Here is a 19,277-nt window from a genome sequence, read left to right as displayed (position 1 = left end):
AAGCGGCAGAAAGGTGCTGTGCACCGTGAAGCTGATTGTGTCGCCGATCGTCGCGAGTCGGTCGGGCTGCACCCCAGCAGCACCCTGTCAGCCTCGCCGGCTTGGAGCAGAACGTACGGGCCACCCCCACCCATGTCAAGATGCGAAATGGTGTCTCGCATCTCGTCGAAACCAGGTTGTTACGTGAGTGGCCACCGGAGCGAATCGCCTGCTCAGGTGGGGTCTCCGGGATTCGTCCGCCGATGAGGGCGATTCGCACTGCGATACGGGCTCTCTGTTGACGCGACGAGTGGGGACGGTTACCTTCTCTCTCACAGATAGCGCCACGGCACCGATCCCCGGGGGTGAACATGAGCATGGAGAAGCCCGTCGCGGGCCTTCCAGCCATCACCCGGGCACCGATCGGTCACTGGAAGGGCCCCGAGTTCCCCGCTATCCGTCCCGGTACCGGCGCCGGCAAGGCCCTCGTCCCCTTCTAGGACGCTCCGCGCCAGGTAGTCCCCGCCTGCCCGAAACACCACGGGATCACCGAACCCCAGTACGACGCGCCACTCGCCTGCCTGTGAGTCGGCCCGTCGTCGGTGGTCACCGGTGTGCAGGCGCCCGTCGACCCCGGCGCCCGAACCGTCACCCCGACCCGTCGTCGCCGGTCACCGTCCTGTCGGACGGAGCGGCCGTACGGCCGGTCGTGGATCCCGGTCAGTCCTCGCCCCGCACCGGCAACCCGACGCACGAGCGTCCACCCCCTCCCGTACCCCAGTCGGGCGGGTGGGTGGGCACTTGTACCCCAGCGCCCGGGTCACCCCGTTCTCGTGAGCCGGTCTGCGGGCGAAAAACCAGAAAGCACGTATCCCAGATGACTGCTGCCTCCGTTCTCCACCCCGTCACCGGTCCCTTCGTCTGGCGCGGCGACCAGCTCGCCGCCGACGGGGGCTGGATCCACCACCTGACCCCCGAGCAGGTCGACGAGCTGGAACAGGTCGGCCGCCGGTTCGTCGCCGACGACCCGGACCTGCGTACCGTCACCCCGGCGGAGTACCCGGTGCCGGTCTGCGCGGCGGCGATCGCCGAGATCGGCCGGGAGATGGACTCCGGCCGAGGGTTCGTCCTCGTCCGAGGGCTGCCCACCCACCGGTACGACGACGCCCTCGCCGGTGCCGTCTTCTACCTGATGGGACTCCACCTGGGAGTCCCGATGCGGCAGAACGAACTCGGTGACCTGGTCGACCACGTGATCGCCACCAGCGGCAAGACACTGCGGGACCGCTCGGCCGTACCCTCGCGGGTCCGGGACCGGCTGCCCTTCCACTCCGACAGCTCCGACGTGGTCGCCCTGCTGTGCCTGCGCCCGGCGAAGGAGGGGGGCGCGAGCAGCCTGGTCAGTGGAGCCACCCTCTTCAACGAGGTGCTGCGCCGCCGTCCCGAGCTGGCTCCCCTCCTGCTGGAGCCGTGGTACTTCGACTGGCGCAAGCAGGATCCGGACGCCCCCGCCGACTGGTACACCTCGCCCATCGTCAGTTGGACGTCGGGAGTCTTCAGCATGTACGCCGGCACCGGCATGATCAAAGCCGCCCAGAACTACGGCGACGTGCCCCGACTCACCCCTGAGCAGATCGAGGTCCTGGACCTGCTCGACGAGATCAGCCAGGAGCCCGGGGTCGCCCTGGACATGGACTTCCAGCCGGGGGACACCCAGTGGCTGCTGAACTATGCCGCCCTGCACTCCCGGACCGAGTTCGTCGACCACCCGGAACCGGAGCGCCGACGTCACCTGTTGCGGCTCTGGCTCAAGCGGGACGTCGGTCGGCCCCTGGTGCCCCACTTCGGACGGCACGTCGTGATCGACAGGTCCGAGACCCGTGACACCACCACCACCACCAACGAGGCGGGGCACTTCAGGATCAGCGAGGCGGTGGTACCCCGCCAGGACTGGGGTCACTGACCCCACGTCGGCCTCCACTGCGGACGACCGCCGACGGGGCTGCGGAATCCATCGTCATCACCCGATAATGCGACGGTGACGAGAGCGGTTCGGGCACTAGTGGTCACGGTGCTCCTGGTGACGGTGGCGGCCTGCGACGGCACCTCCGACGGCACCCCAGTGGACTCCCCGTCGGCGTCGTCCGGGCCGTCGTCGGCGTCGCCCGCCGGCTTCGTGGCCCCGCCGCTGCGGCTGCCCGCCGTGTCACCCGAGGGCACGTGCCCGGTCGCCGAGCCGAGCCCCTGGCCCCGCCCCGACCAGGCGAGCCGGGTGCTCGGCCCCGGTCCGCTCCACCCCGTCGCCGACTACTTCGACGACGGGGTCCTGCGACTACGTGACCTCGACCGGCGACCGGACGGCACGTACACGAAGAAGGTCCGGTGGATCGGATCCGGCTACACCGGTCCGGTGCTGGTGCGGGCGGGGCGGATCGACGGGCCGGGCCGGGCCGGCGTGGAGTTCTCCTACCTCGGGGAGCCGCGCGACGGCGGGTACCACGCCGTCCTGACCCGTCCCGACAACGACCTTCCGGCCAGCACCACAGTCGACGGCCCGGGCTGCTACGCGTACCAGGTCGACGGTGCGACGTTCAGCGTGACGGTGGTGTTCCGCGCCGTCGCCGAATGACGGGCGTTCGCCGAGTGGCAGGCGGCGGAGACCGGCTCAGCGGCGGGCGAGCGCCGATTCGAGCCGTTGGATGAGGGTCTTGCGCCCCTTTCCGGCCCGTTCCGCGCGCAACGCCGCCTTCAACTGGCCGGTGTCGAGGTCACGGACGCGCCGGGTCGCCTCGGCCACCGGGAGTTCCGTGAGCGGCACGCTCGCCGCCTCGCGGCGCGCCCGTTTGGCCGGCTCGGTGTTGGGGACGTACTGCCTGCCGGAGGTCGACGCCCGGCGCTTGCGGGCGTCGGTCGCCCGTTGCTGCTCGGGGGAGAGCTGCTTCCACGCCTTGTCCGGCAGGTAACGGTCGGTCTCACCGTCGTGCCGCGCCCGGGTGGTGCCCTGCCGGGTACGCCACTTCTGGTCGCCCCAGCGCTGCAGGGACTTCTGGCGCTCGTCCTTCGGACCCTCGAAACCGCCGCCGCGCTTCTCGTACTCCCTGGTGAGCAGCTGCGACTTGCGCGCCGACCACTGACCCGGCTTGCCGCCCCGGTCGCCGGCCCGGATCTCGTCCTTGAGTTGTTCCCGCAGCTCGGGCTTCGTGTATCGCGCCATGTTCCTGAGTACCCGCCGCAGGACGACGTACTCACGGCGTCGCGGCCTTCCCATCCGGATCCCAGTGGCTTCCCAACGCCGTGATCGAAGGTGGGGCGACGGTCGTCAGTGACCGGGAAGATTGGGGAACGGCAATGAGAAGACGAGTGGCCGACCGGCCTGACTCGGATCCGAGCCAGGAGCTGAGACGCTATCTGGTTCGAGCTGGTGGGTTCGAGGGACGACTGCGCAGGGTGCTGGCGGCCCTGCTGGCGGCGGTGGTGCTGGGCGGCGGTGGATTCGTGTCCGTCGGCCCGGCCGCCGCGAACGGGACCGTCGAGGTCACCGTCCAGGATCCCCTGCTGCGCAAGCGGTTGTTCATGAATCACATGCGGGCTCGGATGGACGGGGCCTCGGGTTTCAAGGACCTCATGCTCAGCGCGTCGATGGTCGGCTACCGGCAGCAGAATCCCGGCGCGACCTACCAGCAGCTCCTGCAACACGTCACGGTCCTGCGGCAGCACTACACCGAGAGCCTCACCGACGCCGACCTGGAACGTCCGGCCTACCAGTTCGCGATCAAGCTGCTGGAGCTGACCGCTCTCGCGCCCGGTGGGGCGGTGGCCTCCCCCCTCATGAAGGAACTCCTGGAGTCGACAGTCGGGACCCAGCTGCGCAACTACGGCAGCATGGTCGACCAGATCACCGCCGCCCAGTTCCAGCACTCCTGGTTCCTGCAGCAGTACACCGCCCAGGACGAGGTCTGGCAGTACGTCCACAACATCGCCCTGGTCGATCCCACCTTCAAGAACGCGTGGAACGCCGCGTTCGGGGTTCGCTACAACGTGGACGCGGCAGCGTTGACCGACACCCTCGCCGCCGACCCGCACATGGCGAACTGGATGAACATCGGTGCCATCCTCGACAACCAGCAGAACCAGACGCTCTACCTGCGGGAGGCGATGGCGCAGCTGAAGAAGCTGCTCGGCGACGTCAACGGGGAGGTCGCCGACTACAACGAGGCGCTGCGGTTCCTGGCCGCACGCTTTCCGCTGAGCAACGACGGTCCGAAACCGGACGCGGCAGCCCACCAGGCAGCGGTGCAGCAGGCCGCCGCCGCCCAGGAGTGGATCAGCGGTGCGGCAAGCGCCGTGCAGATCCTGTCGACCCTTGTCGGTTTCGCCGACAAGCGGGCCGGCGAGGTCGTCGCCGGGGTCGGTGGTGCGGCGGTGCAGATCGCCTCGGCGATCAACCAGTACCTGCCGACGATCGCGGCGAAGGGGCTCGCTCAGGCGCTCACCTCGATGAGCACCCTGGCGCTCACCGGGAACGTGCTGGGAGCGATCTCCGCGCTGCTGCCGGTCTTCGCTGGCGGGGCCACCCCGGAGCAGCAGATCCTGGAGGAGTTGGCCGCGCTGCGCGGGCAGGTGGTCAAGTTCGAGCAGAACATGCACAGCCGGTTCGACCGGATCGAGACCTCGTTGACCACCATCTACGCCGACATGATGACCCAGTTCGAGACGGTCATCCAGCTGCAGAACGCGACGAACGCCCAGCTCCGGCAGATCAACACCCAGCTCGCCCGGATCACCGAGCGGATCGACCTCTGGGGCAACGCCATCTTCACCAACCAGCGTGAGGACAAGATCAACGAGACCAAGGAGCTGATCAACAGCCACGTCGGGTACACGGCCCGGTCCGGCATCGAGATGGACTACCAGCGCGACTACCTCCCGGTCTCCAACGCACTGCAGTTCGACATCACGGACGAGGCCAAGGCCACGGTCTTCACCGCCCCGCTCACCGAGACCGACCCGAACACCGCCCTCGACATGAAGGGCGTCTACGGCTCGATCGGGTACCTGCACAAGTACGCCCGGGACAACCTGGGGCTGACCGCACCGAACGTCGACCGGCCGGCGGACGTCGAGGCGTGGCTGCTCGGGGCGACCGGCTACCAGATGCTGCTGGCCCAGAATCCGCAGCACGCCGCCCGGGTCGACGGCCAAGCCGAGGCGGTGATCGAGAGCGGTGAGGACATCCAGAACGCGGTGCGTACGCTCAGCAAGCCACGGAAGCCGACCGGGGACAACCCGCGATACCTGAACAACTTCATCTACGACGTCGTGATGGCCTACCGGTGGACCGCCTTCCACATGGCCCAGCGGATGGCGGTGATCCGCGACGAGATCCGGCAGGGGCGCGAGCACGACATGTTCGGCAGCCCCACCCAGGCGGTGCCGACGGGCCAGAAGCCGACCGCGGACCCGGCGACCGTCCCCTCCTGCTCGGGTCACTCGGCTGCACTCACCCGACCGACCCAGGTCAAGTACGCCGACCTGCCCCAGGAACTGTGGGTGGCCCAGTACGGCAAGCCCGACGCGGCCATCACCCTCTGCCACGAGTCCGGCTGGATCAACCAGCTGACGAGGCACATGGGCGGTTGGGAGGTGACCACCGCCGACCTGGAGTTCAAGTTCGTGGTCCGGCAGCGGTGGGACGGTGGCACCCGTACGGTGCGGGAGTGGAGCAAGGTCTTCCCGCAGGGCGTCGTCTGCCGGGTGCACGAGACCCTGCCCGGCAGCGAGTGCCGCTTCGCCGACCAGGAGTTGGCCAGGTGGAACAGCACCTACCGGTCGCAGTTCGAGCAGTCCGCCACCTCCGTCGACAACACGGCCGAGGCCCAACAGCGGTCCCGAAACTGGTTCCGGGGGCAGGCTGCCGCCTACTACACCAGGGTCACCGGCGAGCTGACCAACCCGAACCCGAGCAACCCGGCCGTGCAGACCCTGCACAGTCTCAACAAGCAGTTGACCTCGGAGTCCCGACTGATGCGGGCGTACCTGAAGCTGGGGTTCGGCACCGCGCTGGCCCAGGACGACGTCCTCGCCCTGAACGTGCTCGGGACCGAACGTTTCCCGTCGGACCTTGACGGCCGGAACATGATCACGGCGTCGTTCGAGAAGGCCCGTGCGAACTACTGCGCGGACCAGAAGTCGCCGTGCACCCTGAAGCAGGAGATCGAGGGGCCGAAGGCCGGACAGACGATGATCGACTGCCACAACCCGGTCAACACCGACCCGATCGCCTACTGTGCCGAGTGGCTAACCTACTACCGGACGGACGAGATGTACAAGCGGCTCGACTTCTGGTCGAAGAAACTCGACGACAACGAGTACGTCGAAGGGTTGCCGGCGGTGGACCTGGTGATCCGCAGCATCGATACCGCGAACCGCATCGCGAAGCAGATGTCAGCTCCGTGACGGCGGTGGGTCCGGCCCCGGACCGGGGCCGGACCCACCGGCCGGATTCGGACTGGAACAACCTGCGGAGGTTTGATCTGATCTTCAGCCGAAGCCGGTACCGGGGCGAGGGGACCCCACCGGAACGGGTTGGAGGAAAGATGCAGGTCCAGTTCCGGGTTCTCGGTCCGCTGGTGGCGGAGGTCGACGGCTGCGGCGTCGACCTCGGGGGACGTCGCCAGCGGGCCGTCCTGGCCGCGCTGCTGGCCGCGCGTGGGAGCATCGTCTCCGCCGAACGTCTCCGAGGGCAGGTCTGGAACGACACCGAACCGCCGTCGATGGCCACCCTGTTCGGGTACGTGGCGACGTTGCGGCGGGTGCTGGAGCCGGAACGGCTGGCCCGCGCCCCCGCCCGACTGCTGGTCCGGGAAGGCCCCGGGTACGCCCTACGGGCCGCCCCGGACGCGGTCGACGCCGAGCGGTTCACCCGCTTGGTCGCCGAGGCCGGGCGCCACCTGGAAGGTGCCGAGCCCACCACCGCCCTGCGCCTGCTCGACGACGGGCTCGCGCTCTGGCGTGGCCAGGCGTACGGCGACTTCGCCGACGCACCGTTCGCCGTCTCGAAGGTGGCCCGCTTGGATGCGCTACACGCCGTGGCACGGGAGCTGCGGCTGGCCGCCATGCTGGCGGTCGGCGACCACCACACTGCCATCGGCGAGCTGGAAGCCCTGGTCATCGAACATCCGCTGCGGGAACGCGGATGGGAGTTGCTGGCGTTGGCCCTGTACCGAGCCGGTCGACAGGGCGATGCGTTGGGTGTACTGCGGGAGGCCCGCAACCGCCTCGCCGCCGAGCTGGGCACCGACCCCGGGCCGGGCCTGCTCCGGGTGCAGCAGGCCATCCTCAACCAGGAGGACACGCTGGCCCCACCCTCGGCTACGGCACCGGTCGCCCACCTTTCGCCGTCAAGCCGTAGCCTGCCCGCTGCCCTCTCCTCCTTCGTGGGCAGACGCACCGAACTGGACCGGCTGGTCGGCCTGCTCGCCGAGCACCGCCTGGTGACAGTGGTCGGCCCCGGGGGTGTGGGAAAGACCCGGCTGGCCCTGGAGGCGGCCCGGAACCGCCCCGACCCGGACGGCCCGTGGTTCGTCGAGTTGGCCGGAGTCCGTGACGGCTCGTCGGTGGCCGGCACCGTCGCCGACGCCCTCGGACTGCCGGTCCCGCCGGGAGCGACCGAGTTGGCTGCGATCGTCGCCGACCGGCGGATCCTGATAGTGCTGGACAACGCCGAGCACCTGCCGGGTGCGGTGACCGAGGTGGCCACCGCCCTGGTGGCCGCAGGCCCGGAGGTACGGGTGCTGGTCACCAGTCGGCAGCCGCTGGGCGTCGCGGGCGAGGGCCTGCTGGAACTGGCGTCGCTTCCACCGGAGGACGCGGTGGCGCTGCTCGCCGCCAGGATGGCGGTGGTGTCGCCAAACAGCCCGATGACCGAGGCCGACCGGCCTGTCGCCCGGCGGCTCTGCCGGGAACTGGACGGTCTTCCCCTGGCCATCGAACTGGCCGCGGCGCAGGTCCGGGCACTCTCCCTGCGGGAGATAGCAGCCCAACTCGACGACCGGTTCGTCCTGCTGGACAGCGGGCGGCCCGACGGGCACCGCCACGCGACCCTTGAGCAGACCATCGAGTGGAGTCACCACCTGCTCACCGAACCCGAGCGGTGGCTGTTCCGGCGACTCAGCGTCTTCGACGGCGGGTTCGACCTGGACGCCGTAGCGCAGGTGGGTGTCGGACCGGAGATGTCTCACACTCTGCCCGTGCTGCTCGGTCTGGTCCGCAAGTCGCTCGTCGCGGTCGACCCCGGGACCAGTCCTCGCCGATACCGGATGCTGGACTCGATCCGCCACTACGCGGACAGGTCGATGTCCGTCCAGGAGCGCGCGATAGCCCGCTCGCGGCACCGGACGTGGCTGTCGGGGCTGGTCGAGGAGGCCGAGCAGCGGCTGCTGACCGCCGACGGGGCGCACTGGATGCAGCGCCTGCGATGCGAGCGGGACAACATCGCCGCAGCCGTCGAGTCGGCCCTGGAGGCCGGAGACGCCCTCGGTGCGGCCCGGATCTGCGGCGCGTTGGCGTGGTTCTGGTTCCGCACCGGGCAGATCACCGAGGGAACCCGCTGGGCGCAGGCCGCCGATGCGGCCCTGCTCGACCGGATCTGCGATGGGACCCCGGCGCAAGAGAACCTGACCCTTGCGAGGGCCCGGCTGCTGTTGGCCGTCGGCGGGGTCGCCTACCTGACGGGGGAGCACGTCGCCGCTGCGGACGCCTTCCGTACCTCGGCACAGCTCAGCCAGCAGGTCGGTGCGCGGGACACCCAGGCCGTCGCCACCATCTACCTGGCGTCGATGACCATGATGGGTGGGGACGTGGCCGGCTCGCTGACCCTGGCCGACCAGGCGGTCGCGTTGGCGGAGGCGGTCGACCAGCCGGGCCTGCGCGCAGAGGCACTGACCGTACGCGGGCAGGTCAGCCGGGTCTGCGGAGACCCGGACCGGGCGCACCGGGAACTGGTCGAGGCCAACCGGCTGGCCCGGACAGCCGGACACTGGTGGGCGGTGCTCTCCTCGGCCTGGGCGGACAGCAAGGTCAGCATCGACCAGGGAGAGCCGGAACAGGCGGTGAGGACCCTTCACCGGTTGGCTGTGGAGACCGACCCCGGCAACGACCGGGCGAGTTGGTTGGCGATCGTCCACTCGCTGGCCGGGGCGCTGGCCCGAACCGGGCGAGCGCCGACGGGGGCGGTGCTGCTCGGGGCGGTACAAACCCTCGGCACCCGCATCGGCTACCACCCGGAGCGGATGGATCCCTTCGACGCCCCGCGTGACACCCGGGCCGTCCGTGAGGCGCTGGGCGAGGACCGGTTCCGGGATGGGCTGGCCGAAGGCAACCGGTTGGGCTGGGCGGAGCTGGTGTCATTGCTACGGGACGAGTTCGAGACGACGCGGTCTCCACACAAGGGGTAAACACAACGTAACAATGTGTGTATCGGTATGCGTGTTGGTTTTCGTATGGTCCTACCCATCGGCGGGAGTCACTCGGTGGGGGAGTCGTGGAGCTACTCGGTCGCGATCCGGAACTGGAAAGAATCAGCACGCTGCTCGGCAACGGGCGGGACGGCCGAGGTGGCTCCCTGCTCCTCCTGGGTGACCCGGGCATCGGCAAGACGACTCTGCTCAAGGCCGCCACCGGCGGTCTGACCGGCCGGCAGCTGCTCGAAGTCGACGGGTTCGAGGCCGAGATCACGATGCCCTTCGCCGCCGTGCAGCGGCTCATCCGACCGCTGCGTCGACACCTCGACGCCGTACCCGACGGGCACCGGCAGGCCCTGCTCGTCGCCGCAGGTGAGGTCGCCGGCCCCGCACCCGACCGCTTCCTGGTCGGCCTCGGCGTGCTGGGTCTGCTGGGCGCGGCGGGCGGGTCGACCCCGGTGGTGTGCTCTGTCGACGACGCGCACCTGCTGGACGCGGAGTCCCTCGACGTCCTCGCCTTCGTGGGGCGCCGCCTGGCGGCGGAACCGGTGACGCTGCTGCTCGCCGCCCGTACGACGGCGGCGTTCCCGAGCCGGGCGGCGGGTATCGCCACGGTGGCCCTGACCGGCCTGCCGCAGGAGGCGGCGAGGCGGCTGCTCACCCGGTCGTTGCCCGGCCCGATCGACCCACTGGTCGCCGCCAGGGTGGTCGCCGCCACCGACGGCAACCCGCTCGCGCTCGTCGACCTGGCCGCCGAGCTGACGATCCAGCAGCTCACCGAGTCCAGTTTCGGTGACGAACCGCTGCCCATCGGACGCCACCTCGAACAGCACTACCTGAGACAGGTGTGCCAGCTCGGGGAGGAGGTACGCCTCTGGCTGCTCGTGGCGGCGGCCGACTCCACAGGCAACCTGGATCTGATCACCCTGGCCTCGCAGGAGCTGGGGCTACCTGCCGACGTCGCGGAAGCCGCCGAGGCCGCCGGACTCGTCGAGCTGGGTCGTGCCCTGCGTTTCCGCCACCCCCTCGTGCGATCAGCGGCCTACAACGCAGCCGAGGGCAGACAACGTCGCCGGGCCCACCGCGCCCTCTCCGCCGTCGCCGAGAAGCTCGACCTCGTCGAACGGGCCGCCTGGCACGCGGCCAAGGCGACCCTCGGCGTCGACGAGGACGTCGCGCAGCGCCTCGAACTCGTCGCCGACCTGGCGGCCAGGCGCGGCGGGTTCGCCTCACGTGCCCGGGTCCTGATCGAGGCGTCCGCCCTCACCCTGCCCGGCCGACGCAGGTCCGCGCGGCTGGTGGGTGCCGCCGAGGCCGCGTTGACGGCGGGCGTCGGCCAACTGACGAAGGACCTCGTCGACGAGATCGACGAGGACTCGCTCGAACCGGTGTCCCGGGGCCGGCTGGTAGCCGTCCGGGCCGCCCACTCGCTCTTCGTCGCCGCACCCGCGCTGACCCACGCCGCCGCCGACATGCTCGCCGCCGCCGCGTTCTTCCACGGCGAGGACCCCGACCTGGAGCAGGCCGCACTGATCCGGGCCTGGGAGTGCGCCCTGCCGGCGGAACGGCTGAACACCGGCCTGGACTGGACCGACCTCGGCCGCCGGCTCGCCGAGGGGGCCCGGGTCAAGCAGGGGGACGCGGCGACGATCCTGCGGGCCGTCAGCGCCCTGATTCTCGAACCCTACGCAGCGGCGGTGCCGCCGGTCAGGGCCGCCCTGGCGGCGTACGACCGGATGGGGGCCGCCGAGATTCTCCAGTTCGGTCACAGCTGTGTGGCCCTGGCCACGGCGGTGTGGGACGTCGACGCCATACACCGGTTCCTGACCAGGTGGGCCGAGGCGGCCCGGGACGTCGGCGCGTTGCAGATGCTCGACAACGCGCTGTGGGTGCTGTCCCTGACCGAGGCGACGGGTGGCACCCCGTACCGGGCGGTCCAGTACATGGAGCAGGTACGCGAGCTGCGGCGGGCGATCGGCTACGACGCCGAGCACGTGGTGAACGTGGCAGTGCTGGCCTGGTCGGCAGCCGCCCGTGACCAGGTCCTGGCCATGGCCGAGGCGACGTACCGGATGGGGTTCGGCGGGGTGCAGGCCTCCGCGTTGGCGGTGCTCGCCAGGATCGACCTCGCCGAGGGGCGGGACGCGGAGGCGTACGCGACCCTGAAACCCTTCATCGACGACCCGTTCCTGCACGTCACCGCCACGACCTGGCCGGACTTCGCCGAGGCGGCCGCCCGTACCGGCCACCTCGCCGAGGCGCGGGCCGTCGTCGCGAAGCTCGACGAACGGGCCGAGGCCTGCCGGACACCGTTGGCCCTTGGGCTGGCCGCGCGGTCCCGTGCGGTGGTCGAGGCCGCAGCCTCCGGCGTCGACGTGGAACGGCACTTCCGGGCGGCGGTGACCGTCCTCGACGGCTGCCGGGCGCGGGTCGAGGAGGGCCGGGCCCACCTCGCCTACGGGGAGTGGCTGCGCCGCACCAGGCGGCGTGCCGCCGCCCGACCCCACCTGCGTCGGGCAGCGGAGATCTTCGGGTCGGCGGGTGCCGACGCGTTCACCGGTCGGGCGGGGCGTGAGCTGCGGGCCCTGGGTGACACCTGGGAGGAGGCGACACCGGCCCGTCCCGCCGGGCTGACCTCCCAGGAACTCACCGCCGCAGAACTCGCCGCGGCGGGCCACACCAACGCCGAGATCGGGGCTGCCATGTTCCTCAGCGTGAACACCGTCGACTACCACCTCCGCAAGGTCTTCCAGAAGTTGGGCGTCTCCTCGCGACGGCAGCTCGCGGATCGGCTCCGGCGCGGCCAGGCCTGAGAAGACTACGTGTCCCACGTGGTCCGGGAGGCCCACCCGCAGGGGCAGGCTGACACCGGACCGCAGCGCCGCCGAGCAGGTCGACCGCCCCGTGGATCAGCTCGACCGGCGACCGGACCCACCTGCCCTTGTTCCCGTCTTCCCGGACCACAGAGGAGCACCGGACATGACCGAGACGAATCGCCGTCCCGACAGCGTCGTCCTCGTCCACGGGCTGTGGGTCACCCCCCGAAGCTGGGCCGACTGGGTCGCCCACTACGAGGCCAAGGGCTTCACGGTGCTGGCACCCGCCTACCCGGGCTTCGAGATCGAGGTCGAGGCGCTGCGCGACCGACCCGAGATCATCGCGAACCTGACGGTGCCCGAGACGGTGGACCACCTGGCGCGGGTCGTCGAGTCCCTCGACACCCCACCGGTCATCATCGGGCACTCCTTCGGCGGCACCCTGACCCAACTCCTGCTCGCCCGGGGCCTCGGGGCAGCCGGTGTGGTCGTCGACTCCGCACCCACCGAGGGGGTCCGGGTCCAGCCGTTCTCCCAGGCGAGATCCCTGTTCCCGGCCCTCAGGAACCCCGCCAACCGGAGGAAGGCCGTCGGATTCACCCCGAAGGAGTTCCACTACGCCTTCACCAACACCCTCACCGAGCAGGAGTCGCAGCGGATCTGGGAGCGGTACGCGATCCCCGCCCCCGGGCACTGGATCTTCGAGTACGGCCTGCTCGCCAACTTCAAGCCCGGCCACCAGGACACCTGGGTCGACTACGACGCCGACCGGGCCCCGCTGTTGTTCATCGCCGGCGAGAAGGACCACATCATGCCGCCGTCGGTGAACAGGTCCAACGCCCGGCGCTACCACCGTTCTCCCGCTGTCACCGAGTACCGGGAGCTGGCCGGGCGCGACCACTGGACCTGCGGCGCACCCGGCTGGGAGGCCGTCGCCGACCTCGCCCTGGAATGGGCCCTCGACCATGCCCGGACCGACCAGCCCTGGCGGACCGACTCCGCGTGACCCGTCACGGGGAGGAGACCCCGACCGACGGTCGGTGGTCCGGGCGACACCCGTCCGTATCCGGCACCACATCGGCCATCGTCATCGGCCGACCGTTTTCGGCAACGACAGGACCACCCACAGTGGGTGGTCCGGGGAGGAGTTCGTCATGGAGGACGTGGCAGTGCAGGCGGCGGAGTTCGTCGACCTCGACATCGTGAACCTCGACCTTCCGCAGGACGAGGAGCTCGCCGCGGTGACCGTCGGTGGGCTGGGCAACACCGAGGTCGGCGCGTCCGGCCACTGGGGTCGGAGCTACCTGATCTGACCGGAGCACCTCCGACGACTGTGGAACCACCCAGGGTGGGTGGTCCGGGAAGGGAGTACGTCATGGACGACGTGGCAGTGCAGGCGACCGAGTTCGCCGATCTCGACATCGTCGACCTCGACCTCGCGACGGACGAGGAACTGGCCGCCGTGAACGTCGGTGGGCTGGGCAACACCGAGGTCGGCGCCTCCGGATGGCTCGGAAGCTGGCTGATCTGAACCGAGGGCGGCTCCGGCGTGCCACCCCGGTACGCCGGAGCCGATCCCACTGTCACCACGACCTACCCCTCCGAAAGACGGCCGGCCCGACACCGACACGTCCCCCTGTGCGAGGTTCAGCGTGCCCGCTCCACCGACCCGCTCCACCGGCCCCGTCGTCGTCGTACGGGTCGCCGCCCTCCCCATCCAGGCCCTCGACGAGACCGCCACACCGGAGACCTGGGCGTCCGTGCAGGCCGTCCTCGCCGGTCGCCGTCGGGTGACCGAGGTCGGCGACAGGCTGGCCCAGGAGGTGCACGGGTTCATCGGGGACCCGGCCCTCGCCGGAGTCCGGCCCGAACTGGTGGCCCTGCGGCGGGCCCTGCACAACCGCCGTACACCCGGGCCCCGGGCCTGGCCCGGCAACCACGCCGAGCTGCTCCCCGCACGTTTCCGGTCCGAGTTGGCCGACTGGACGGCCGAGCTGGCCCGCCTGGCCACCCTGACCCGGGAACTGCCCGAACTCCTCGACACCGAACGGACCCGCAGCCTGCGGGCCCTGCGGCGGTGGAGCGCCACCGAGGTCTTCGAGTTCGGGCTCCTGCAGTCCAGCGAGGACCTGTTCGGCGCGCTGCTGAGATGGCGAGACCAGCCCGAGGGCAGCCCACCCCGGGCCCAGGTGGCCCTGCGGTTGGCCAAGTACCTGGCCCGGACGGTCGCCAAGACCAGCCCGCAGGCCACCTTCATGATGAGCGGACTGTGCCGGTGGTCAGACGCACCGACCGCCGTCGAACCCACCGGCCGGTGGGCCTGGAGCAGCGTCGTCGAGCCGAACGTACCCCTGCTTCGTGCGCTCGCCCGGGGCCTCGCCGCCGACGACGAGGCCGCCGGACGGTTGACGGTGGTCACCGCCCCGGACGCCGAGGTGGCCGAGGGACGCATCTGGTTCGGCCACCCGCGACGCGAGCGGATCCAGGGGGTGCTGCTCACCCCGCCGGTCCGCAGGGCGATCGACGCCGTCGGTGCCGGGGCGCCCCTCGCGGAGGTCGGTCGCCGCCTCGGTGGCGAAGCCGTCACCCGGATCTTCGACCGGCTGGTGGAGGTCGGTCTCTTCGAGGTCCAACCGCCCTTCGCCGACCAGTCGGCCGACCACCTGCGTGACCTGCATGCCTGGATCGGCGACGAATCGCCGGCCGCCGGTCCACTGCGGGAACTCGCGGACGCCCTCGACGCCTATCCGACCCCCGAGGCCGGGATCACCCGCCGCCGAGAGCTGCACCACCGGATCCGCGCCGGGTTCGAGGCGGTGAGCGGCCAGGTCGCAGGCGTACCCCTGCCGGCCCGCAACCTCTTCCGGGAGAACGCCGTCTTCACCGCCGAACCGGTCCGTCTCGGCGGGGCCGGGTGGGGTCCGACGGTGGCCGACCTGCACGTGATCCACCGGTTCCTGGCCCTCTTCCAGCACTCGACAGTCGTCCGGCTGGTGGCCCACCGGGTCCTCGTCGACCGGTTCGGAGCGGGGGCCCGGATCGGGCTGCTCGAACTGCACCGGGAACTGTCCCGGATGACAGCCGACCCCGATCCGGGAACGGCTGTGGCCGAACTCGCCGTGCTGCTGGGCCCGGGGGAGCCCGCCGACCCGGCCCGCAGCACCATCGCCGAGGTGCGGTGGCTGCACCGGCTCCGGCAGCAGGCCCTCACCGCCCTGTGGGCAGGCCCGGAGACCACGCCGAACGGAGTCACAGTCGACCCGTCGCAGGTCCGCAAGGCGGTGGACGAGTGGCCCGCGTGGGTGCGGCCCGCCCCGGCGCTGGCCTGCTTCGTCCAACAGGTACCCGCCACCGACGGGCTCCGGCTCGTGCTCAACGGCGTCGGCGCCGGCCACGGCGCGGTCCGCAGCCGGATACGCCGGCTCCTGGCCAAGGCCACACCGGACGGGACCGACACCGTCGAACCGTCGACCGCGTCGTCACCCCCCGACAGGTCAGGCTGCCTCGCCGAGCTCACCGGACTCTTCGGCAGCAACGTCAACCTGCGCTCCCCGGCCGTCGGCCACGAGATCTCCTACCCGGGTACGGTCAGCGCCCGGCCGCCGCGACAGCGGATCCCCCTCGGCGAACTGGTCGTCGTCGCCGACGAGGCGACCCCGACGCTGCACCTGCTACGGCGCGGTGACGAGGAAGCGGTCCGTATCGCGTACACCGGCATGATGGCCGGGGCCCGGCTGCCCAGACTGGCCCGCCTCCTCGTCCAGCTCTTCGGTGACGTGCCGAACGCCGCCGCCCCGACCACCCAGATCTTCGACCGACCACCGGATCACCCACCCCGGGCGGTGTGGCGCAGCCCCCGACTGTCGATCGGTCGGGTGACAGTCTCCCGGGCCTCCTGGCGGGTCCCCGCCGACCTCGTGCCGACCCGCGCCAAGGGGGTCGACGACTCCGAGTACCTGCTGACCCTGGCCGGCTGGTTCGCCGACCACCGGATCCCCCACCGGTCGTACGTCACGGCCACCGGGCCGGACCGGCCACCCGGACCGGTCAAGCCGGTCTACCTCGACCTGGCCAACCTGTTCCTCGTACGCCTCTTCGAGCGTCTCCTCCGCGAGCCCGACGCGGTGCTGGTCTTCCGGGAGGCCCTGCCACAGCTCGCCGCCGCCCCCAGCTTCGGCGACGAAGGCCGACACGTGACCGAGTACGTCGTCGAGATCGGCCCGACGTGACAGCGCCGCCCTGGCTGTCGCTGCACGCCTTCCACAGCGGTGACCACGACCGGCTGCTCACCGAGACCGTCGCACCGCTGGTCACCTCGTTGCAGGCCGACGGCCGACTCGCCCAGTTCTTCTTCATCAGGTACTGGGAGGGCGGGCCGCACCTGCGGCTCCGACTGCTGCCGACCCGGCCGGACCTGGCGGCCGAGGTCGCCGACCGGGCCCGGTCGGCCCTGGAAGGGCACCTGGCCCGGTTCCCCACCCCACGGTCCGGCTCCGTCGAACAGTGGTCGGCCCTCGCCGAGCGGTACGCCCGCATCGAGGACCGGGCCGACCACGACCGGCGGATCCGCCCACCCGACGTGGTGGAGGCCCTGCCCTACCACCCCGAGTACGCCGTCTTCGGCGGCCCCACGGCGACCCGCGCCGTCGAACGCCACTTCACCGAATCCAGTCGGGTGGCCCTGTCGGCCCTGGCCCGCCCGACGGCCCCGAACCACCGTTCCCGCCTGGCGGTCGTCGCGTTGGCCTCGGCGCTGGCCGCGTGGCAACCCGACCGACACCGCCTGGCCCACCTGCTGGCCCGAACCCGGTCCGGCTGGACCCCTCCCGACGACCGGGGCCGGCGGCGAAGCAGTTACCAGCGGCAACGCGCCGCGCTCCGACGACTGGTGTCCGGCTGCTGGCCCCCCGAGCGGGAGTCGCCGCCGTCGGGGAATCCGGAACCCCACGCCGCCGCCTGGTCCGGGTCCATCCACCGGCTCCACGCGGAGCTCGTGGAACTGCACCGGGCCGGGGAGTTCCACCCCGACCTGCGGGCAGTGGCCGCCCGCTTCGCCGCCGACACCGGTCCGGACCGCGACGAGCAGCGACTTCTCGTCGTCCTGCTCCGCTGCGTGCACCTGCTCTGCAACCGGCTCGGAATCGGTGTCGACCAGGAGACCCAACTGCACTACCTCGTCCACGCGACCTGCGTCGACGTCGGTGATCCGGCCCGTGAACAGGAGGACGCATGACGCACATCCGCCCGTCCCAAGAGGATCCCGGCTGGTACAGCATCCAGATTCGTTACCACGCCCAGGAGAAGGACGACCTGATCCTGGACGGCGTACGCCCCCTGCTGGCCACACTCGCCGAGGCCGTCGACCGACCCCACCTGCTCCGACACTGGCGTCGTGGCCCTCACCTGCGCATCAACCTGCGGACCACCCCGCAACTCTGGGCGGAGGTGGTGCGTCCCACCGCCCACCGCCACCTCACCGCGTACCTCGACGACAAACCCTCGACGGCCGCGTTGCGGGAGGCCGACCACCTGGCGGCGCACCGGCGGCTCGCCGTCCGCGAGGCCGATCCGGGCCCGCTCACCCCCTGGTACCCGGACAACACCATCCAGTTCGAGCCCTACGAGGACCGCCGGCACGTCCTGGGCAGCACCGCCCTGGCGAACCTGCTCGCCGACGGGTACGCCGACAGCACCGCCCTGACCTTCGACACCCTGGCCGCCGTCCGCAGCGACGGGGTGGACCGGGTCGGACACGCCCTGGACCTGATGTTCGCCTTCGGTCACCTCAGCGTCCCGCCGATCTCCCGGGGGTACATGTCGTTCCGCTCGCACGTCGAGTCGCTGCTGGGTTACACCGCCGATCCCGACGCCGTACGCAGCGCCTTCGACGAGCGGTACGACAGCCACCGTCCGGCGCTGCGCGACCGGCTGCACGCCACCGAGGCTGTCGTGGCGGGAACTCGACCGGAACCCCTCGTCGCAGCCTGGCTGGACATCGTCCGACGGCAGAAGGCGCTGGCCGAGCCGTTGTTCACGACCGGCGAGATCGACCTCGACCACCTCGACCAGCAGGACATGGAGCTACGACACCGCATCGAGTTCCACGACGTCCTCCGGGAGACGCCCGACCACCACAGGGAGGTGCTGTCGCAGGTGTGGTTCCGCTGCCACCGGCTGGCGATCAACCAGCTCTACTCCCACCTGAGCCGGATCGGCATCGTGCCGACCCAACGCTATCTGCTCTGCCACCTGGTGGCCCGCACAGTCGAGGAGGAGTACGACATTTCACCGGTCGCCCTGGCCCGGCAGTTCGTCGCCGACCGACGGTGAACCGGGGCACCGTCCCGGCGCGGTGATCCGGGATGCTCCCGACGCCTGGATCGCGACGGCGACGGCATCGGCTGCGAGTAGGAGGCCGGGCCACCAGGGCGCAGGTCCAGTGGGATCCCTGACGTGCGCCGGGCAGGGATCGTGCCACGGCGAGGCAGACCAGTCCGGAATCGGCGATCTGTGGTGGCCTGCCTCGTCGGCGGGGTGTGCGAGACCGGGGTCGATCTTCACGCCTCGACGTGGGCCCCTGGGTTCGGGACCAGTCGGCTAGTCCTGCCAGACGTTCAGGGCCCAGGCCAGGACGTACCAGACGCAGACGTACTCGCGTCCGGAGGCGATCCCGGCGATGTGGCAGGTGACCGGGTCGGGGAAGACGCCCTGGAGTCCCCACCCACCCGCTGCCAGCGTGACCGGTGCCGCACTCACAGCCCCGGTCACGGCGGGGACCGGGGCGGCTTGGGCGGCTCCGGCCGTCACGCCCAGACCACTGGTCACCAGAGTGACGACCATGATGGACCGGGTCAGACGCTGCCGCAGCGATTGTCTGCGCATCAGGCTCCTCTCCACGCGCCCACCACCGATGTCAGGCCGTGGGCGTCCGTCGATGAATGTTGCGGTTCATGCTAAGCCGAGGAGAGGTTTTGTCTTCGGTCCACAATCCGACTTACGGGAATCCCAGGAATCGTGCTGA

At 70.9% G+C, this 19,277-nt stretch carries 13 protein-coding genes and 1 pseudogene; 12 read left to right on the top strand and 2 right to left on the bottom strand.

The annotated features are described in order from the left end of the window. The first annotated feature begins 856 nt into the window (after nucleotides 1–856). Together ABT336_RS08365 and ABT336_RS08360 are read left to right on the top strand one after the other, a co-directional pair. Nucleotides 857–1,942, top strand: a complete 1,086-nt coding sequence (locus ABT336_RS08365) for a TauD/TfdA family dioxygenase (RefSeq protein ID WP_350895851.1) — start codon at nucleotides 857–859, stop codon at nucleotides 1,940–1,942. A gap of 75 nt (nucleotides 1,943–2,017) precedes the next feature. After that, nucleotides 2,018–2,608, top strand: a complete 591-nt coding sequence (locus tag ABT336_RS08360; RefSeq protein ID WP_350895850.1) for a hypothetical protein — start codon at nucleotides 2,018–2,020, stop codon at nucleotides 2,606–2,608. 36 nt (nucleotides 2,609–2,644) lie between these two features. On the opposite strand, the gene ABT336_RS08355 is transcribed toward ABT336_RS08360, so the two are convergent. After that, nucleotides 2,645–3,193 carry a hypothetical protein gene (locus ABT336_RS08355; RefSeq protein WP_350895849.1) on the bottom strand — a complete coding sequence of 183 codons (549 nt, stop codon included), beginning with the start codon at nucleotides 3,191–3,193 and terminating at the stop codon, nucleotides 2,645–2,647. A 134-nt stretch (nucleotides 3,194–3,327) separates the two neighbouring features. On the opposite strand from ABT336_RS08355, the gene ABT336_RS08350 reads away from it, so the two are divergent. From ABT336_RS08350 to ABT336_RS08305, 10 genes and pseudogenes are all read left to right on the top strand, one after another. Further along, complete coding sequence (locus tag ABT336_RS08350) at nucleotides 3,328–6,435, top strand: hypothetical protein (protein ID WP_350895848.1); 3,108 nt, start codon at nucleotides 3,328–3,330, stop codon at nucleotides 6,433–6,435. Nucleotides 6,436–6,575: 140 nt separating this feature from the next. Continuing rightward, nucleotides 6,576–9,434 carry an ATP-binding protein gene (locus ABT336_RS08345; RefSeq protein ID WP_350895847.1) on the top strand — a complete coding sequence of 953 codons (2,859 nt, stop codon included), beginning with the start codon at nucleotides 6,576–6,578 and terminating at the stop codon, nucleotides 9,432–9,434. An 86-nt stretch (nucleotides 9,435–9,520) separates the two neighbouring features. Then, entirely contained in the window at nucleotides 9,521–12,253 is a 2,733-nt protein-coding gene (locus ABT336_RS08340) for a helix-turn-helix transcriptional regulator (protein ID WP_350895846.1), read from the top strand. 166 nt (nucleotides 12,254–12,419) lie between these two features. Continuing rightward, nucleotides 12,420–13,262 carry an alpha/beta hydrolase gene (locus ABT336_RS08335; protein ID WP_350895845.1) on the top strand — a complete coding sequence of 281 codons (843 nt, stop codon included), beginning with the start codon at nucleotides 12,420–12,422 and terminating at the stop codon, nucleotides 13,260–13,262. A gap of 148 nt (nucleotides 13,263–13,410) precedes the next feature. Beyond that, a complete protein-coding gene (locus ABT336_RS08330; RefSeq protein ID WP_350895844.1) occupies nucleotides 13,411–13,569 on the top strand; it encodes a hypothetical protein in 159 nt (52 codons plus the stop codon). Nucleotides 13,570–13,631: 62 nt separating this feature from the next. Beyond that, nucleotides 13,632–13,787 carry a hypothetical protein gene (locus tag ABT336_RS08325; protein ID WP_350895843.1) on the top strand — a complete coding sequence of 52 codons (156 nt, stop codon included), beginning with the start codon at nucleotides 13,632–13,634 and terminating at the stop codon, nucleotides 13,785–13,787. Nucleotides 13,788–13,908: 121 nt separating this feature from the next. Further along, a complete protein-coding gene (locus tag ABT336_RS08320; RefSeq protein WP_350895842.1) occupies nucleotides 13,909–16,485 on the top strand; it encodes a lantibiotic dehydratase family protein in 2,577 nt (858 codons plus the stop codon). Further along, nucleotides 16,482–17,489 (top strand): thiopeptide-type bacteriocin biosynthesis protein, encoded by a 1,008-nt coding sequence (locus ABT336_RS08315; protein ID WP_350895841.1) that lies wholly within the window; start codon nucleotides 16,482–16,484, stop codon nucleotides 17,487–17,489. Before ABT336_RS08320 ends, ABT336_RS08315 begins: the two co-directional genes overlap by 4 nt. Further along, complete coding sequence (locus tag ABT336_RS08310) at nucleotides 17,486–18,586, top strand: thiopeptide maturation pyridine synthase (protein ID WP_350895840.1); 1,101 nt, start codon at nucleotides 17,486–17,488, stop codon at nucleotides 18,584–18,586. Before ABT336_RS08315 ends, ABT336_RS08310 begins: the two co-directional genes overlap by 4 nt. A gap of 15 nt (nucleotides 18,587–18,601) precedes the next feature. Continuing rightward, a pseudogene (locus ABT336_RS08305) lies at nucleotides 18,602–18,667 on the top strand (excalibur calcium-binding domain-containing protein); the annotation flags it as partial. Between the two features lie 186 nt (nucleotides 18,668–18,853). On the opposite strand, the gene ABT336_RS08300 reads toward ABT336_RS08305, so the two are convergent. Continuing rightward, nucleotides 18,854–19,138 carry a hypothetical protein gene (locus ABT336_RS08300; protein ID WP_350895839.1) on the bottom strand — a complete coding sequence of 95 codons (285 nt, stop codon included), beginning with the start codon at nucleotides 19,136–19,138 and terminating at the stop codon, nucleotides 18,854–18,856. Nucleotides 19,139–19,277: the final 139 nt, after the last annotated feature.

This window comes from Micromonospora sp. NPDC000207 (assembly GCF_040300925.1).
In the GTDB taxonomy this organism is placed as follows: Bacteria; Actinomycetota; Actinomycetes; order Mycobacteriales; family Micromonosporaceae; genus Micromonospora.
This window is presented reverse-complemented; position numbering and strand designations above follow the sequence as displayed.

Coding starts and splice junctions, on each gene's coding strand:
- ABT336_RS08355 (WP_350895849.1), bottom strand. CDS start 3,193: ATGGCGCGATACACGAAGCCCGAGCTGCGGGAACAACTCAAGGACGAG.
- ABT336_RS08350 (WP_350895848.1), top strand. CDS start 3,328: ATGAGAAGACGAGTGGCCGACCGGCCTGACTCGGATCCGAGCCAGGAG.
- ABT336_RS08345 (WP_350895847.1), top strand. CDS start 6,576: ATGCAGGTCCAGTTCCGGGTTCTCGGTCCGCTGGTGGCGGAGGTCGAC.
- ABT336_RS08335 (WP_350895845.1), top strand. CDS start 12,420: ATGACCGAGACGAATCGCCGTCCCGACAGCGTCGTCCTCGTCCACGGG.
- ABT336_RS08330 (WP_350895844.1), top strand. CDS start 13,411: ATGGAGGACGTGGCAGTGCAGGCGGCGGAGTTCGTCGACCTCGACATC.
- ABT336_RS08300 (WP_350895839.1), bottom strand. CDS start 19,138: ATGCGCAGACAATCGCTGCGGCAGCGTCTGACCCGGTCCATCATGGTC.
- ABT336_RS08365 (WP_350895851.1), top strand. CDS start 857: ATGACTGCTGCCTCCGTTCTCCACCCCGTCACCGGTCCCTTCGTCTGG.
- ABT336_RS08325 (WP_350895843.1), top strand. CDS start 13,632: ATGGACGACGTGGCAGTGCAGGCGACCGAGTTCGCCGATCTCGACATC.
- ABT336_RS08310 (WP_350895840.1), top strand. CDS start 17,486: ATGACGCACATCCGCCCGTCCCAAGAGGATCCCGGCTGGTACAGCATC.